Raw genomic sequence first — 13,947 nt, 5'->3', positions numbered from 1 at the left:
TCGCATTACGCGCGAGCCTACGCAAACCGGCTCTCCGTGTGTCCACCATTAAATACGTGGCCAGTGCGCCAACGCCGCGCCCTCCCCGGGTGGTTCCCCGACGTTCTCGACCAGGCGTGATAGCCGTCGCCGCCCGCTGATCCGCAGGGCCGGATGTGAGCCTCTCGTCCCGATCAATGTCGGGGCGATCCCCACCCGCATCATGGCCGCGGCCAGCGCCGCGTGGGTATCGGGCGCATGCGGGTCCAGCCCGAGCAGATAACGGTCGTCAGCCTCAGGCGTGCCCGCCGCCAACGTCCAGGCCCGCAACTCGCGGGCACCGGGCAGCCATCCGGCCGGCACCGTCTTGACCGCGCCCCTGGTCCACTCCCGGGCGATCAGCATCAGCTGCGGGTCCAGCGCGGTGCGCACCAGCGGGTTGTTCTCGTCGGTCCTGGAGATCTCCGAGACGAGCCCGGCCTCACTCATCATCTCGGCCAGGCCCTGGGCGCGCCACAGCTCGTCGACGACCACCGAGATCCGGGCCGCCTGCTGGCCGCCGTGACTCGCCAGCACAACCTGCCCCGGCCCGGCGAGAACCCCGGTCAGGTCGGCCACCGCGGGCGGCACCGACTCAGCCGAGAAGAAGGACAGCTGGCTCACAAATCGACACTAGGCCAGCGCGGGCCGCAAAAACGAGAACACCCCCGCGGTGTCCGGTACGGACTCACACGGGGGTGTCTCGTTGGGTTTGTGGCTCAGATGGCCCGAACACCCGTGGCCTGCGGCCCCTTGGGGCTCTGGCCGACCTCGAACTCAACCTTCTGGTTCTCCTCCAGGGTGCGGAATCCGCTGCCCTGGATTTCCGTGTAGTGGACAAACACGTCAGCAGAGCCGTCCTCGGGAGCAATGAAGCCGAAGCCCTTCTCCGCGTTGAACCACTTCACAGTTCCCTGTGGCATCTTTTGTTCTTTCCTTCTCTTTCAACCGGGTGCGGTCCACCTACTTCCGGTGCACCGGGCCCGTTCCGACCGCCATACCTTCGTGGAGTCGCCCGGAACTTAGACCCGACCTACAACCCTCGCAGGAACCGCGATCGCAACGACGATCCTGCGAGTGCGAGTACAAACACAGAAGCTGCGACCGTGATCAGTCAATCATGTTGAGGGCCGCTGCAACAGTCTCGGGATACGGCGCGTGGTGAACAATTCGTTTACAAATCCGGGCCGATGTCGGCGGGGTAGATGGTAGGAGGATCAGGAGTGCTGGATCAGGGGTCGGATTTCGGCCGTGAGCTGCTGGCTTGCGCTGTCGACGGCACCCCGTCCGGCGAAGATCCGCTACGCCATGTTGCGGATATCCCGCCACGACACGGCAAACCGCAGCAGTGGCCAGAATGGGCTCATCCGGAGGTCGTGCAGGCGCTGACCGACCGCGGGATCTCCGCACCGTGGTCGCATCAACTCGCCGCCGCCGAGTTGGCCCACGACGGACGTCACGTGGTCGTGTCCACCGGAACCGCGTCGGGCAAGTCTCTGGCCTACCAACTACCGATCCTGTCGGCGTTGGCCGAAGACCGGCAGGCGCGGGTGCTCTACCTATCACCGACGAAGGCGCTCGGTCATGACCAGCTGCGTACCGCGCAGCATCTGACCGAGACCGTGACCGCACTGCGCGATGTCGCGCCGGCTCCGTACGACGGCGACAGCGCGACCGAGGTGCGCCGGTTCGCCCGGGAGCGATCACGCTGGATCTTCTCGAACCCCGACATGATCCACCTGTCGCTGCTGCGCAACCACGCCCGCTGGGCGGTGTTCCTGCGCCACCTCAAGTTCATCGTCGTCGACGAATGCCATTACTACCGTGGCATTTTCGGCTCCAACGTGGCCATGGTGCTGCGCCGGCTGCTGCGGCTGTGCGAACGCTACTCCCCTGACAGTTCCGGGCCGACGGTGATTTTCGCGAGCGCCACCACGGCGTCACCGGCCGAGACCGCCGCCGAATTGATCGGGCAGACCGTCGCCGAGGTGACCGAGGACGGTTCCCCGCAGGGCGCTCGCACGATCGCGCTGTGGGAGCCGGCTCTGCTGGACGATCTCACCGGCGAGAACGGCGCGCCGGTGCGACGTTCGGCGGGCGCCGAGGCCGCTCGGGTGATGGCCGATCTGATGACCGAGGGCGCGCGGACCCTGACATTCGTCCGGTCCCGCCGCGGCGCCGAGCTCACCGCACTGGGAACCCGGGCCCGGTTGGAGGACACCGCACCCGAGCTGGCCGATCTGGTGGCGTCCTACCGCGCCGGCTATCTCGCCGAGGACCGCCGCGAGCTGGAACGCGCGCTGACCGACGGGCGGCTGCGTGGGCTGGCCACCACCAATGCGCTGGAACTGGGCATCGACATCGCGGGGCTGGATGCGGTGGTGCTGGCCGGATTTCCCGGCACCGTCACTTCGTTCTGGCAGCAGGCCGGCCGGTCCGGCCGGCGTGGGCAGGGCGCGTTGATCGTGTTGATCGCCCGCGATGACCCCCTGGACACCTATCTCGTTCATCATCCCGCGGCGCTTTTGGACAAGCCGATCGAGCGGGTGGTGATCGACCCGACGAATCCGCACGTGCTGGGCCCGCAATTGCTCTGCGCCGCAGCCGAGCTGCCGCTGACGGCGGCCGAGGTCCGGCTGTGGAACGCCGAGGCGGTGGCCGGAACGCTGGTCGACGACGGGTTGTTGCGCAAGCGTCCGGGCGGCTACTTCCCCGCGCCCGGGGTGGATCCGCACCCGGCCGTGGACATCCGCGGCTCCAGCGGCGGCCAGATCGCGATCCTGGAAGCCGATACCGGCCGGATGCTGGGCAGCACCGGCGCCGGCCGGGCAGCAGCCTCGCTGCATCCAGGCGCGGTGTACCTGCACCAGGGCGAGACCTACCTGGTCGACTCGCTGTCTTTCGAGGACGGTGTGGCGTTCGTGTACGCCACCGATCCCGGCTACAGCACCTTCGCCAGGGAACTCACCGACATATCGGTCACCGGGCCCGGCGAACGCAGGACGTTCGGGCCGGTCACGGTCGGCCTGGTTCCGGTGTCGGTGACCAACACCGTGGTCGGCTACCTGCGCCGCCGCATCGACGGCGAGGTCATCGATTTCGTGGAACTGGACATGCCACCCAGCACGCTGGACACCATGGCGGTGATGTGCGCCATCACCCCGGAAGCACTGCAGGACAGCGGTATTGACCCGCTCGCCGTCCCGGGGAGCCTGCACGCCGCCGAACACGCGTCGATAGGTCTGTTGCCGCTGGTGGCCAGCTGCGACCGGGGCGACATCGGCGGGGTCTCGACGGCCGTCGGGCCGGTGGACGGTTTGCCGTCGATCTTCGTGTACGACGGCTATCCGGGCGGTGCCGGCTTCGCCGACCGCGGATTCCGCAATCTGAGTACATGGTGGGGCGCGACGGCCGACGCGATCGAAGCTTGTGAGTGCCCGCAGGGTTGCCCCTCGTGCGTGCAGTCACCGAAGTGCGGTAACGGCAACGACCCGCTGGACAAAACGGGCGCGGTGAAAGTGCTCCGCCTGGTGCTCGGCGCGCTGAGTACGTCCTCAGCGTGATCCCCCGACCGCGTTGACGACCGACCCCTCGACGGCCGACTACGCGGATCGACAACTACGTGGCTGCATTCGGCCACGCCGAACACACAGACGTTGCGACGAACGGTCGGACAACGCGATCCGTTCCCAATCCCGGAGGCCGGGCGCAGTGGCAAATTACGTGACCTCACTCATGTTTGCAACCCGACAGGCGCTAGTTTCGGAAACTGCGACCGTAATCCGCAGTTTTCAGGTGCGGATTCCGTCGTTGTCGGGTGTGCAGACAGCTACGGTCCCGCCGGTAAAATGCCGCGCATGACCCACGACTGGCTGCTCGTGGAGACACTGGGTAGCGAGCCTGTTGTGGTCGCACGAGGTCTGCAGACAAAGAACCTCGTCCCGATCAGTGTGTTTCTGCGCCGGAATCCGCACCTGATGGCAATTCAGAGCGCCATCAGGGAAACCGTGCAGGCCGGCCAGGGCCTCAGCAGCATCACACCCAAGAACGACCGCGTAATCCGCACTGAGGTGGTGCGGATGTCAGACGGACACATCCACGGGGTGCACGTCTGGATCGGGCCGACCGATGCCGAGCCGCCGCCGCGGCCCGTTCCGGGCCCGCTGGTCTGGGACCTGACAACCGGCGTGGCTACCGACACTGCCGAATCCCTGCTCAACGGCGGTAAGAACCCGGAGATCGAAGCCACCCATGGCCGAATGTTCGCCGATGACCTGCCGGCCAGGGACCTCAACGGCAGTGAGGCCAAGGTGTTGGCCATGACGATCAAACCCGTGGTGGGCCACACTATGTGCGCCACCTGGGATCTCACCGACCACCGCGGGGAGCCCATCACCGCGGGATTCGTGGCCCGGGTAATGCTGGAACCCCACGATGACGGCTCCGAGCGGCTGATCTGCCGGGCGATGAACTGGCGCAGCGAGCGTGAGAAAGCGGTGGCGCGCCCCGACAATCTGGCCCAACGCATCCTCAACGGGCTGGCCCGGCCCGGTGTGCACCGGGCGCTGGTCGGCCTCGACGACTGGAAGCTTCTGAAATGGCTCGACGATCCCGCACCGTTCTTCGACTGGCGTAACCACGACGGCGGGCAGGCCCGCATCCACCCTGCCGACGCCCGGCACATGGCTCGGATGACGTCGGATTTCACCGACGGCGCCGCCGCTGCCGTGCTGCGGATGCGTGCCGAGGACGGTGGCTGGCTGCCGGTGCACATGACGATCAACCGGATCGAACTCGACGAGGACACCTTCGCGGGCCTGATCTCCCTTCGACTGCCGACCGATGACGAGGTGGCCGCGGCAGACCTCGACCAGCTCGACTAACCGGCTGCGTCCACCGGACCCGCGCGAGCAGCCGCCCGAGCCGGGCCGACGCCCCAGCGACCGAGGCGGACCGGCACCGAGACCTCGAGCACGACATCGAGCCCGTCGATCCGGCAGGACCCGACGATCGATCTCATCCGGGCCGCGATCTGGTTGGCCTGTCGGCACGCCGCATCCGGGCCGGACACCACGGCGCCGGCAGCGCCCACGGCGGCCAGGTCCGCTGCGGCCTGCGCCCGGTGCCGGGCCGTCACGGCCGCACCGAGGTAGGCGCCGCCCGCAGCGAACGCGATCAGCATCGCGATCATGGCCGCGGCCAGCAGCGTGGCCGATCCCCGTTCACCCGACGCCGGGCTCGGGAGCCGCGGCCGCCTCGGCGGACACCGTGAACCCCGGCAGCACCGTGGCTGCGCTGACCCGAGCCACCACCAGACCGCCGTCCTGACCGACATGCACCACCGCGCCCGACGGAGCGACCCGGCGCGCGGCGGCCGTCGCCTCCTCGCTGTCACCTCGGGCGGCCAGGCGGGCGGCTTCACGCGCGGCGTCGATACAGCGGATCTGTACGCCCACCGCATTGAGGCCGCCGACGCACAGCACCAGGACAGCCACCAGCGACGCGACCGCGAACGCGGCCTCGACGGTGACCGCACCCCGGTCATCTAGACGTTGGTGTTCAGGGCCCGGCTGATGATGTTGGTCAGCGCACTCACGATCGAGTCTCCGGTGACCACGGTGTACAGGATCGCCCCGAACGCCGCCGCGGCAATCGTCCCGATCGCGTACTCGACGGTGGACATCCCTGATTCGTCGAGCACCAACAGCGTCGCCCTGGCGTTCGCCCGCCGAATCATGTTTCCTGCCATGGTTTTTCCTTTCTTTGCGATGTGTGTTCACAACAGACCTGAACCCAGTACGTCACCGGCCAGGCCGGCAACCACAGGTATGACGCCCAGACACAGAAACGCCGGCAGATAGCACAGCCCGAGCGGACCGGCGACCAGAACCGAGGCGCGTTCCGCGACCCCGTCGGCCGAGGTGGCGGCGTCGTGCCGCGTCTGGACGGCCAACTCCGCCACCCCGTCGGCCAAGGCACTGCCCGAGTCTGCCGAACGGCGGGCCAGTCGCAACAGCGCTTCAGCGTTCTTGTCCTGGGGCACAGCGGCATCTGCTGCCGCCCAGGCCCTGGCCGGGTCCGCTCCGAGTGCCAGGAGTTCGGCCGCGCGGCGCAGCAGCGGCGCCAGTGCCGGTGGGGCTGATGGGGTGACGGCCGCAGCCGCCGTCGACACCGCCATCCCGGCGGCCAGGCAGGCAGCGAACAAGTCGAACGTCGAGGCCGCGGCCAGCGGATCGTCAGCCCGCACCGGCTGCAGGCTTGCCCGCCGCACCGGCGTGGGTACGGCACGGTTGCGTACGCGGGCCGGATCCGCTCCGACAAGTATGGCGGTGGCGAGAAACAGTGCTGCCCAGCTCATCTCAGCGCCTGTTCGGTGATCCGGTCCGACCACATCAAGCCGGCGCACGCCAGTAGGACTCCGATTACCAGCAGCCATCCCCCCACTCCCGCACCACACAGGAAGGCCAACGGCCGCGCACCGATCAACTGGCCCAGCGCGATCCCGGCCACCGGCAGCCCTGCGAGCACCGCCGCCGTCGCCCGCGGACCCGCCATCGCCGCTTCGACGTGTGAGGAAAAGCGTTCACGCTCAACGATGTCGCGCTGCGCGGTGCGCATCAGCGTGGCGATGGAGAGTCCATGCGCGTGGGCCAGGCGCCAGCAGGAAGCGAGCCGCTCCCAGTGCATCGGCATCTGTGAGCCTGCCGCGACATCGTCCAACCCGGCCGCGACGTCGGCTCCCAGGCGCGCCCGGGCGGCGACGGCACTCATGCCGTGATGAACCGGCCCGGCCACTTCGCCGGCCGCAGTCGCGAAAGCGGTCACCGGATGCACTCCGGTGCGCAGTTCACCCACCAACACGTCCAAGGCAGCCTGCAGTGCCCCGGATTCCTGTTGTCGCTGCCGCCGGGCCGCGCGGCGCCGACGGCGTATCGCCACCGTGCCCACCACCACCGCCGCGGCCAGGGCGACCGGCAACGGAACCAGCCAGGCCACAATGACACCCACCGGCACCACGACCGGCGTTGCACGCACCCGGCGCCGGACCGGTGAATCCACCCGCAGCAGCGCGGCCGCCCGCCGGGGTGTGGCCGGCCACAGCAGCAGTGCGGCTGCCAGTGCCAGTGCACTCGCCGTCACGGCGCCACCCGATGTTCGATGAGGGCATTGAGAGCGTCTGCACCACAACCCAACCCGGTATCGGCATGCCAGGCCGTCACCACCTCCAGATCATCGCGGGCGGCTCGGCGCAGCACAGCGATCTCGGCGAGCCGGCGCTGCCCGGCACCGTCGCGCCCGACGTGCAGCAGGATCTGCACGGCCGCCGCCAGCTGACTGACCAGCGCGGCGCGGTCCAACCCGCCGAGCGCACCGAGTGCCTCCAACCGGGCCGGGACCTCCGCGGGACTGTTGGCATGCACGGTGCCCGCCCCACCGTCATGCCCGGTGTTGAGCGCGGCCAGCAGGTCGACGACCTCGGCCCCGCGGACCTCACCGACGACGATGCGGTCCGGACGCATCCGCAATGCCTGCCGGACCAGCTCGCGCACGGTGACCTCGCCGACGCCTTCGACGTTGGCGCCCCGGGCCACCAGCTTGACCAGATGTGGGTGCGGCGGGGCCAATTCGGCAGCGTCCTCGACGCACACGATGCGTTCATGGTCTGGGACGGCGCCGAGCGCGGCGGCCAAAAGGGTGGTCTTCCCGCATCCCGTGCCGCCCGAGATCAGAAACGCCAGCCGGGCGCGGATGATCGCCCGCACGAGGTCGGCGGCCTGCGGTGGGATCGCCCCGGACCGGGTGAGGGTGTCGAGATTCTGGGTAGCCGGGCGCAACACCCGCAGCGACAGGCAGGTGCCCGCGGCGGCGATCGGAGGCAACACCGCATGCAGGCGTACGGCGAACGGTCCGATGCCGGTGAGCTGACCGTCCACCCACGGCTGCGCCTCGTCGAGCCGGCGCCCGGCCAGCAGCGCCAACCGCTGGGCCAGCCGGCGGACCGCGCCTTCGTCGGGGAAACAGACTGCGCTGCGGTGCAACCCGCTGCCGTCATCCACCCACACCGCATCGGGGGCGGTCACCAGGACATCGGTGGTGGTCGGCGCGCACAGCAGTGGCTCCAGGATTCCGGCTCCGGTCAGCTCGGTCTCCAGCAGCCGTAGGTTGCTCAGTACCTCGGTGTCCCCGAGCAGGCCGCCCGACTCGGCCCGGATCGCCGCGGCGACGACGCCCGGGCTGAACGGAGAGGCTTCGGCCACCAACCGTTCACGCACCCGATCGATCAGCGAGGCGCTCATGCCGCGCCCGCCTCCTGCGCGGGATGACCGGCGAGCACCGACAGCACCCGCCGTGCCGCCGAACCCAACGGCGACCGCGGCCGCACCCGCAACCCGCCGCGCTCCAGAATCTCGGCGATGCCGGCCTGTGGTCGCATCGCGGCCAGCAGGGGCAGATCCACGATGCGGGCCACCTCGGCAGCCCGCAGCCCTCCCGGCGATGGGCCCCGCACCACGACACCGGCATTCGGATTACAGGCCAGCACCCACGGTCGCGCGGCCGCCGCCGCGGTACACGATCGCACATCGGCGGGCGTCACCAGGACCACCAGATCGGCTGCGTCCAAGGCGGTTTCGGCCGCTTCGGTGGCGCGCCGGGGCACGTCGCACACGACCGTGACACCGCCGCGGCACCCCGCGTCGACGACTGCGCCCAGCGGCCCGGCCTCGATGTCGGTACCGGAGCGCCCGCTGGAGAGCACGCTGACCCCGTCCCGGCGGGGCAGCGCGTCACGCAACGCCGGATAACCCAACCGGCCGCCCTGCAGAGCCAGATCCGGCCAGCGCAGGCCGGCCAGGTCCTCGCTGCCCGCCACCAGATCGATCCCCCCACTCCACGGGTCCGCCTCGACCAGCAGCGCGGCCGGCGCCGACTGCGCCAATGCCACCGCGAACACCGATGCCCCGGCACCCCCGCGTGCGCCCACCACGGCCACCACCGGACCCCGGCCGGCATCGTCGTGGCAGGCGGCTTCGGACAAGGCCGCCACAAGGTCGGCGTCCTGGGCGGGAAGCGTCACCACGTGTTGTGCGCCGACGGAGATCGCGGCCTGCCAGTCGCCCGGCCGTGGGTCGTCGTGACCGACCAGGATCACCCGGGTGCGCCGGGGCAGCGCCCGGGCGGCGCACCGCTGCGCGGCCGGAGAGTCGAGCAGGACCGCGGCCGCCGCCACCCAGGCCTTGCGCCCGGACGGCTCGTCGACGACGACGAGACCGACGCCGGCGGCCGCGGCCACCCGGGACACGTCCTCACGCAGCAGTGGGTCGCCGATCAAGGCCAGCACGGTGCCGGTCGGGGTGATCGAGGGGTTCGGGACGGCCATGTGCCCACCCTGCGGGCAACCCCGCGCCGGGCACCATCACGAATTCACGGATTGTGGATGAAATGCGCGCTGGGGATGAACCGCGGTCCGCGAACGTACCGACCAGGTCCAGTGAAAATACGGTTCCGCAACCAACGAGGCTCGGTCGCCGAGGATTCTTCCCCCAGAAAAGGGACGACCCCCGCCAGGGGGGGAGGAGGCGGAGGTCGTCGTGTATCAGCCCCGGGGGGTCGGGCTGATACACCCTCGGCATAAGCCGAGTAATGCTCACTATACACACGGAACTGCCAAAACATGCAAGAGACACCCGTGCGGGCTACCAACCGGGATTCCGGGAGTCACGCCCGAAAGAATGTGTCGTGAACTGCCATTTTGCGCTGGCAGTCGGATAAGACGATGCACCTGCCTCTATGCTGGCGCTTGTGACCGCATCCGATCGGGCTGCCGGGGAGTTGATGGCACAGCAATCCGGACCGCGCGACGGTCGGCCGGTGCGTACGGCGGCCTTCTTCGACCTCGACAAGACCGTCATCGCCAAGTCCAGCACGCTTGCTTTCAGCAAACCTTTCTTCAACCAGGGGCTGCTGAACCGGCGCACCGTTCTCAAGTCGACGTATGCCCAGTTTCTGTTCTTGATGTCGGGCGCCGACCACGAGCAGATGGACCGGATGCGCAGCTACATCACCAACATGTGCACGGGATGGGATGTCGAACAGGTCAAGTCGATCGTCGGCGAGACGTTGCACGACATCGTCGACCCACTGGTGTTCGCCGAGGCGGCCGAGCTGATCGCCGACCACAAGCTGTGCGGCCGCGACGTTGTGGTGGTGTCGGCCTCGGGCGAGGAGATCGTCGCGCCGATCGCCAGGGCACTGGGTGCCACCCATGCCATGGCCACCCGGATGGTGGTCGAAGAGGGCCGCTACACCGGCGAGATCGCCTTCTACTGCTTCGGCGAGGGCAAGGTCGAGGCGATCCGCGCCCTGGCCGCACGCGAGGGCTACGCCCTCGACCACTGCTATGCCTATTCGGATTCGATCACCGACGTTCCGATGCTCGAGTCCGTGGGCCACCCCACCGCGGTCAATCCGGACCGGGGACTGCGCAAGGAGGCCGCCTCGCGCGGCTGGCCGGTGCTGACCTTCACCAGGCCGGTGTCGCTGCGTGACCGGATTCCGGCACCGTCGGGGGCCGCGGTGGCCACCACTGCGGCCGTCGGAATCAGCGCCCTGGCGGCCGGCGCACTGACATATTCACTCCTTCGCCGCTTCACTTCCTGACCTACCGCATGTAGTAGCTGACACCCCGGCGTAACGATCAGAAGTCAGGCGCATTTCACCCTTGCTGTGACCGTGGTCACGTAGTACAAAGGAACCACGGAAGCTTGGATGAGGCCAAGGTGTAGCCGGAAGAGAAGGCTAGATCTCCCGAACCGGGCTCCCCAGCACGGGTCCCGGCACCCACGCGGAGCACATGCCGCGGAATAGGCAAAAGTGTTGCGGGCCTGCGTGATTGCGAAGAGCGGACGGCACCGACGGTCCTTTGGGTAGGGTTGCAGCCGAAGCGCATTGCAAGGACGCCGAGGCCACCCACGTAACCCATCTGGCACGCTTGGTAACCGGTATCCGTGCTAGCGGGCGACGAGCCGAAACATCGTTTCGGAACGTCGCCCGCTTTCGTTTGCTGAGAGCCCTGTGACCGGGAGCGTCAACCGGCTGCCGACTGCGCGATCTGCAGCGCTTCCCGCGCTCCGCCCTTCAAGGCCTCACTACTCAGCAGCAGCCATGCGGTCAGCCCGTCGGGTGTGCCCGAGGCGAATCCTCGTGCGGCAGCCCGGTACTCCCCCGACTTCCGCATCCAGTGCACCTCGGGAACCCCGAGCCCGTGCGGGTCCAGCCCGCTGGCGATCGTCACCAGGCGCGAGACCGCGCGGGCCACCACGCCGTCGGCGGTGCCGAACGGAGCCAGGCTGAGTAGTTCGCCGTGCGCGACGGCGGCCAGCACGGGGGCGGGAACCTTGGAGCCGCCGGCCAGGATCTCGGTCAGCAGCTCGAGACGACGACCGACGTCGGGATCGGTCCGCGGCCGGCCCAGATGCTCGTCGTCGGTGAGGTCGGCGGCGGCCAGCGCGTGCAGCCTGGCCAGTGCCTGCATCGGGGCCCGCTGCCACACCCCGACCAGCGCGGTGGCGCCGCCTTCGAGCGCCTCGGCGACCCGGATGGCGCCCGCGGTCACCGCGTCGGGTTCACCGTCGGCGGACAGCTGGACGGCCCCACCGTCGAGCACCGCCGAGGCCCGCGCCGCCCGCAGGGCAGCTTCGGCAGCGGTCTGCGGCCAGCCGCGCAGATTGAACTTGTGTCGATGCGCCCGGCCCAGGGCCTCACGCGCCTCGTCGCTGGCCGCAGAAACACCGGGCAGGTCGACCAGCGGTGCGAGTGGATCGGTCATAGCCGAAACGCTAGCCGACCGCTGAACGTCATCTCGCCGACCGTTGGGCGCATCAAGACCGCCGCCCGGCAGCCGCCATGTGATGTCCCAACGCCGCTGCAACGTTTGGTGACTAGGCTCACACGCATGTCAAACGCCCCAGCGACGTCTACCGAAGTTCCGTCAGCCTATCCGCCGCCTGCCGATTTCGCGGCCAACGCCAACGCGACGGGTGAGTTGTACGCCGAGGCCGAGCAAGACCGGCTGGCGTTCTGGGCCGCCCAGGCCAACCGGCTGAGCTGGCAGACCCCGTTCAGCGAGGTACTCGACTGGTCGGAGGCACCGTTCGCGAAGTGGTTCGTGGGCGGCAAGCTCAACGTCGCCTACAACTGCGTCGACCGTCACGTCGAGGCGGGCAACGGCGACCGGGTCGCGATCCACTGGGTGGGGGAACCGGTCGGCCCCGATCCTGCCCATGCCCGCGACATCACCTACGCCCAACTCAAGGACGAGGTCTCCCGAGCGGCCAATGCCCTGACCGCACTCGGCCTGACCGCCGGCGATCGCGTCGCCATCTACATGCCGATGGTGCCCGAGGCGATCGTGGCGATGCTGGCCTGCGCGCGACTGGGCGCCATGCACTCTGTGGTGTTCGCCGGTTTCTCCGCCAGTGCACTCAAGGCACGCATCGAGGATGCCCAGGCCAAGCTCGTCATCACCACCGACGGCCAGTACCGGCGCGGCAAGGCCGCCTCATTGAAGGATGCCGTCGACGAGGCCGTCTCGGACCAGCCGTCGGTCGAGCACGTACTGGTGGTGCGGCGCACCGGAATCGACGTGAACTGGACCGACAGCCGCGACCTGTGGTGGCACGAGACCGTGGATACCGCCTCCACCGATCACACCCCGGAGTCGTTCGACTCCGAGCAGCCGCTGTTCCTGCTCTACACCTCGGGCACCACCGGCAAGCCCAAGGGCATCGTGCACACCTCGGGCGGCTACCTCACCCAGGCGGCGTACACGCACTACAACGTTTTCGACCTCAAACCCGAGACCGACGTGTACTGGTGCACCGCCGACATCGGCTGGGTGACCGGGCACACCTACATCACCTACGGACCGCTGGCCAACGGCGCCACCCAGGTGGTCTACGAGGGCACCCCCACCTCACCGACCGAGCACCGCCACTTCGAGATAATCGAAAAGTATGGCGTCACAATCTATTACACCGCGCCGACGCTGATCCGCACCTTCATGAAGCTGGGCCGTCAGATCCCGTCCGCGCACAACCTGTCCAGCCTGCGGCTGCTCGGCTCGGTGGGCGAGCCGATCAATCCCGAGGCCTGGCGCTGGTACCGGGAAGTCATCGGCGCCAACAAGACTCCGATCGTGGACACCTGGTGGCAGACCGAGACCGGGGCCATCATGATCTCGCCGCTGCCCGGTGTGACCGCAGCCAAGCCCGGCTCGGCGATGACTCCGCTGCCCGGCATCTCAGCCAGGATCGTCGACGACGAAGGCACCGAGCTGGTACCCGGCGCCGACGAAGCCGAGCACGTCACCGGCTACCTGGTGCTGGACAAGCCGTGGCCGGCGATGCTGCGCGGCATCTGGGGTGACCCGCAGCGGTTCAAGGAAACCTACTGGTCACGCTTCGCCGAGCAGGGCTGGTACTTCGCCGGTGACGGCGCCCGCTACGACTCTGACGGCAACATCTGGGTGCTGGGCCGCATCGACGATGTAATGAACATCTCGGGGCACCGCATCTCGACCGCCGAGGTGGAGTCGGCCCTGGTCGGGCACTCCGGGGTGGCCGAGGCGGCAGTCGTCGGCGCCAGTGACGACACCACCGGACAGGCCATCTGCGCGTTCGTGATCCTGAAGGCCAGCGCGCACGGCGGTGCCGACACCATGATCGACGAGCTGCGCGCCCAGGTGGCCACCGAGATCTCCCCGATCGCCAAGCCGCGGGAGATCCACGTGGTGCCCGAGCTGCCCAAGACCCGCAGCGGCAAGATCATGCGGCGGCTGCTGCGCGACGTCGCCGAGGGCCGTGAGCTCGGTGACACCTCGACGCTGGTGGACCCCAGCGTGTTCGAGGCGATCCGCGCCAGCAAGTAACT

General features: G+C 68.8%; 14 protein-coding genes. 4 read left to right on the top strand and 10 right to left on the bottom strand.

The window, feature by feature from the left end:
* Positions 1–48: 48 nt before the first annotated feature.
* Both ACWEFV_RS26745 and ACWEFV_RS26740 read right to left on the bottom strand, forming a co-directional pair.
* Positions 49–642, bottom strand: coding sequence for a hypothetical protein (locus tag ACWEFV_RS26745; protein WP_450072375.1), 594 nt, complete (start codon positions 640–642; stop codon positions 49–51).
* 95 nt (positions 643–737) lie between these two features.
* The gene (locus tag ACWEFV_RS26740; protein WP_003882601.1) at positions 738–941 is read right to left on the bottom strand and encodes a cold-shock protein; all 204 of its coding nucleotides are present in this window, start codon (positions 939–941) and stop codon (positions 738–740) included.
* Between the two features lie 303 nt (positions 942–1,244).
* Here ACWEFV_RS26740 and ACWEFV_RS26735 point away from each other — a divergent pair, with 303 nt between their 5' ends.
* Positions 1,245–3,581: a DEAD/DEAH box helicase gene (locus tag ACWEFV_RS26735; RefSeq protein WP_450072445.1), complete on the top strand. Its 2,337-nt coding sequence runs from the start codon at positions 1,245–1,247 to the stop codon at positions 3,579–3,581.
* 294 nt (positions 3,582–3,875) lie between these two features.
* Positions 3,876–4,901 (top strand): PAS domain-containing protein, encoded by a 1,026-nt coding sequence (locus tag ACWEFV_RS26730; protein ID WP_450072374.1) that lies wholly within the window; start codon positions 3,876–3,878, stop codon positions 4,899–4,901.
* Here ACWEFV_RS26730 and ACWEFV_RS26725 read toward each other — a convergent pair.
* The 7 genes from ACWEFV_RS26725 to ssd are packed head-to-tail and all read right to left on the bottom strand — an operon-like array spanning position 4,898 to position 9,397.
* Entirely contained in the window at positions 4,898–5,209 is a 312-nt protein-coding gene (locus tag ACWEFV_RS26725) for an Rv3654c family TadE-like protein (RefSeq protein ID WP_450072373.1), read from the bottom strand. The two genes, ACWEFV_RS26730 and ACWEFV_RS26725, sit on opposite strands and share 4 nt — an antisense overlap.
* 31 nt (positions 5,210–5,240) lie before the next feature.
* Positions 5,241–5,513, bottom strand: a complete 273-nt coding sequence (locus ACWEFV_RS26720) for a TadE family type IV pilus minor pilin (protein ID WP_450072372.1) — start codon at positions 5,511–5,513, stop codon at positions 5,241–5,243.
* Positions 5,514–5,563: 50 nt separating this feature from the next.
* Positions 5,564–5,767 carry a DUF4244 domain-containing protein gene (locus tag ACWEFV_RS26715; RefSeq protein ID WP_450072371.1) on the bottom strand — a complete coding sequence of 68 codons (204 nt, stop codon included), beginning with the start codon at positions 5,765–5,767 and terminating at the stop codon, positions 5,564–5,566.
* Between the two features lie 27 nt (positions 5,768–5,794).
* Positions 5,795–6,376: a type II secretion system F family protein gene (locus ACWEFV_RS26710; protein WP_450072370.1), complete on the bottom strand. Its 582-nt coding sequence runs from the start codon at positions 6,374–6,376 to the stop codon at positions 5,795–5,797.
* Positions 6,373–7,158, bottom strand: coding sequence for a type II secretion system F family protein (locus tag ACWEFV_RS26705; protein WP_450072369.1), 786 nt, complete (start codon positions 7,156–7,158; stop codon positions 6,373–6,375). The genes ACWEFV_RS26710 and ACWEFV_RS26705 overlap by 4 nt, the downstream gene beginning before the upstream one ends.
* Positions 7,155–8,315: a TadA family conjugal transfer-associated ATPase gene (locus ACWEFV_RS26700; protein ID WP_450072368.1), complete on the bottom strand. Its 1,161-nt coding sequence runs from the start codon at positions 8,313–8,315 to the stop codon at positions 7,155–7,157. The genes ACWEFV_RS26705 and ACWEFV_RS26700 overlap by 4 nt, the downstream gene beginning before the upstream one ends.
* Positions 8,312–9,397: a septum site-determining protein Ssd gene (gene ssd, locus ACWEFV_RS26695; protein ID WP_135459081.1), complete on the bottom strand. Its 1,086-nt coding sequence runs from the start codon at positions 9,395–9,397 to the stop codon at positions 8,312–8,314. The genes ACWEFV_RS26700 and ssd overlap by 4 nt, the downstream gene beginning before the upstream one ends.
* A gap of 422 nt (positions 9,398–9,819) precedes the next feature.
* Between ssd and ACWEFV_RS26690 the strand changes: the two genes are divergently transcribed.
* Positions 9,820–10,677, top strand: coding sequence for an HAD-IB family hydrolase (locus tag ACWEFV_RS26690; protein ID WP_450072367.1), 858 nt, complete (start codon positions 9,820–9,822; stop codon positions 10,675–10,677).
* A gap of 427 nt (positions 10,678–11,104) precedes the next feature.
* On the opposite strand, the gene ACWEFV_RS26685 is transcribed toward ACWEFV_RS26690, so the two are convergent.
* Complete coding sequence (locus tag ACWEFV_RS26685; RefSeq protein ID WP_135459085.1) at positions 11,105–11,845, bottom strand: Fic family protein; 741 nt, start codon at positions 11,843–11,845, stop codon at positions 11,105–11,107.
* A gap of 126 nt (positions 11,846–11,971) precedes the next feature.
* Between ACWEFV_RS26685 and acs the strand changes: the two genes are divergently transcribed.
* Positions 11,972–13,945 (top strand): acetate--CoA ligase, encoded by a 1,974-nt coding sequence (gene acs, locus ACWEFV_RS26680; RefSeq protein WP_450072366.1) that lies wholly within the window; start codon positions 11,972–11,974, stop codon positions 13,943–13,945.
* Positions 13,946–13,947: the final 2 nt, after the last annotated feature.

It is taken from the genome of Mycobacterium sp. NPDC004974, assembly GCF_053600815.1.
The sequence above is the reverse complement of the archived record's forward strand: the minus strand, read 5'-3'. Positions and strand labels throughout refer to the sequence as shown.

Coding starts and splice junctions, on each gene's coding strand:
- acs (WP_450072366.1), top strand. CDS start 11,972: ATGTCAAACGCCCCAGCGACGTCTACCGAAGTTCCGTCAGCCTATCCG.
- ACWEFV_RS26740 (WP_003882601.1), bottom strand. CDS start 941: ATGCCACAGGGAACTGTGAAGTGGTTCAACGCGGAGAAGGGCTTCGGC.
- ssd (WP_135459081.1), bottom strand. CDS start 9,397: ATGGCCGTCCCGAACCCCTCGATCACCCCGACCGGCACCGTGCTGGCC.
- ACWEFV_RS26710 (WP_450072370.1), bottom strand. CDS start 6,376: ATGAGCTGGGCAGCACTGTTTCTCGCCACCGCCATACTTGTCGGAGCG.
- ACWEFV_RS26715 (WP_450072371.1), bottom strand. CDS start 5,767: ATGGCAGGAAACATGATTCGGCGGGCGAACGCCAGGGCGACGCTGTTG.
- ACWEFV_RS26685 (WP_135459085.1), bottom strand. CDS start 11,845: ATGACCGATCCACTCGCACCGCTGGTCGACCTGCCCGGTGTTTCTGCG.
- ACWEFV_RS26730 (WP_450072374.1), top strand. CDS start 3,876: ATGACCCACGACTGGCTGCTCGTGGAGACACTGGGTAGCGAGCCTGTT.
- ACWEFV_RS26700 (WP_450072368.1), bottom strand. CDS start 8,315: ATGAGCGCCTCGCTGATCGATCGGGTGCGTGAACGGTTGGTGGCCGAA.
- ACWEFV_RS26725 (WP_450072373.1), bottom strand. CDS start 5,209: ATGATCGCGATGCTGATCGCGTTCGCTGCGGGCGGCGCCTACCTCGGT.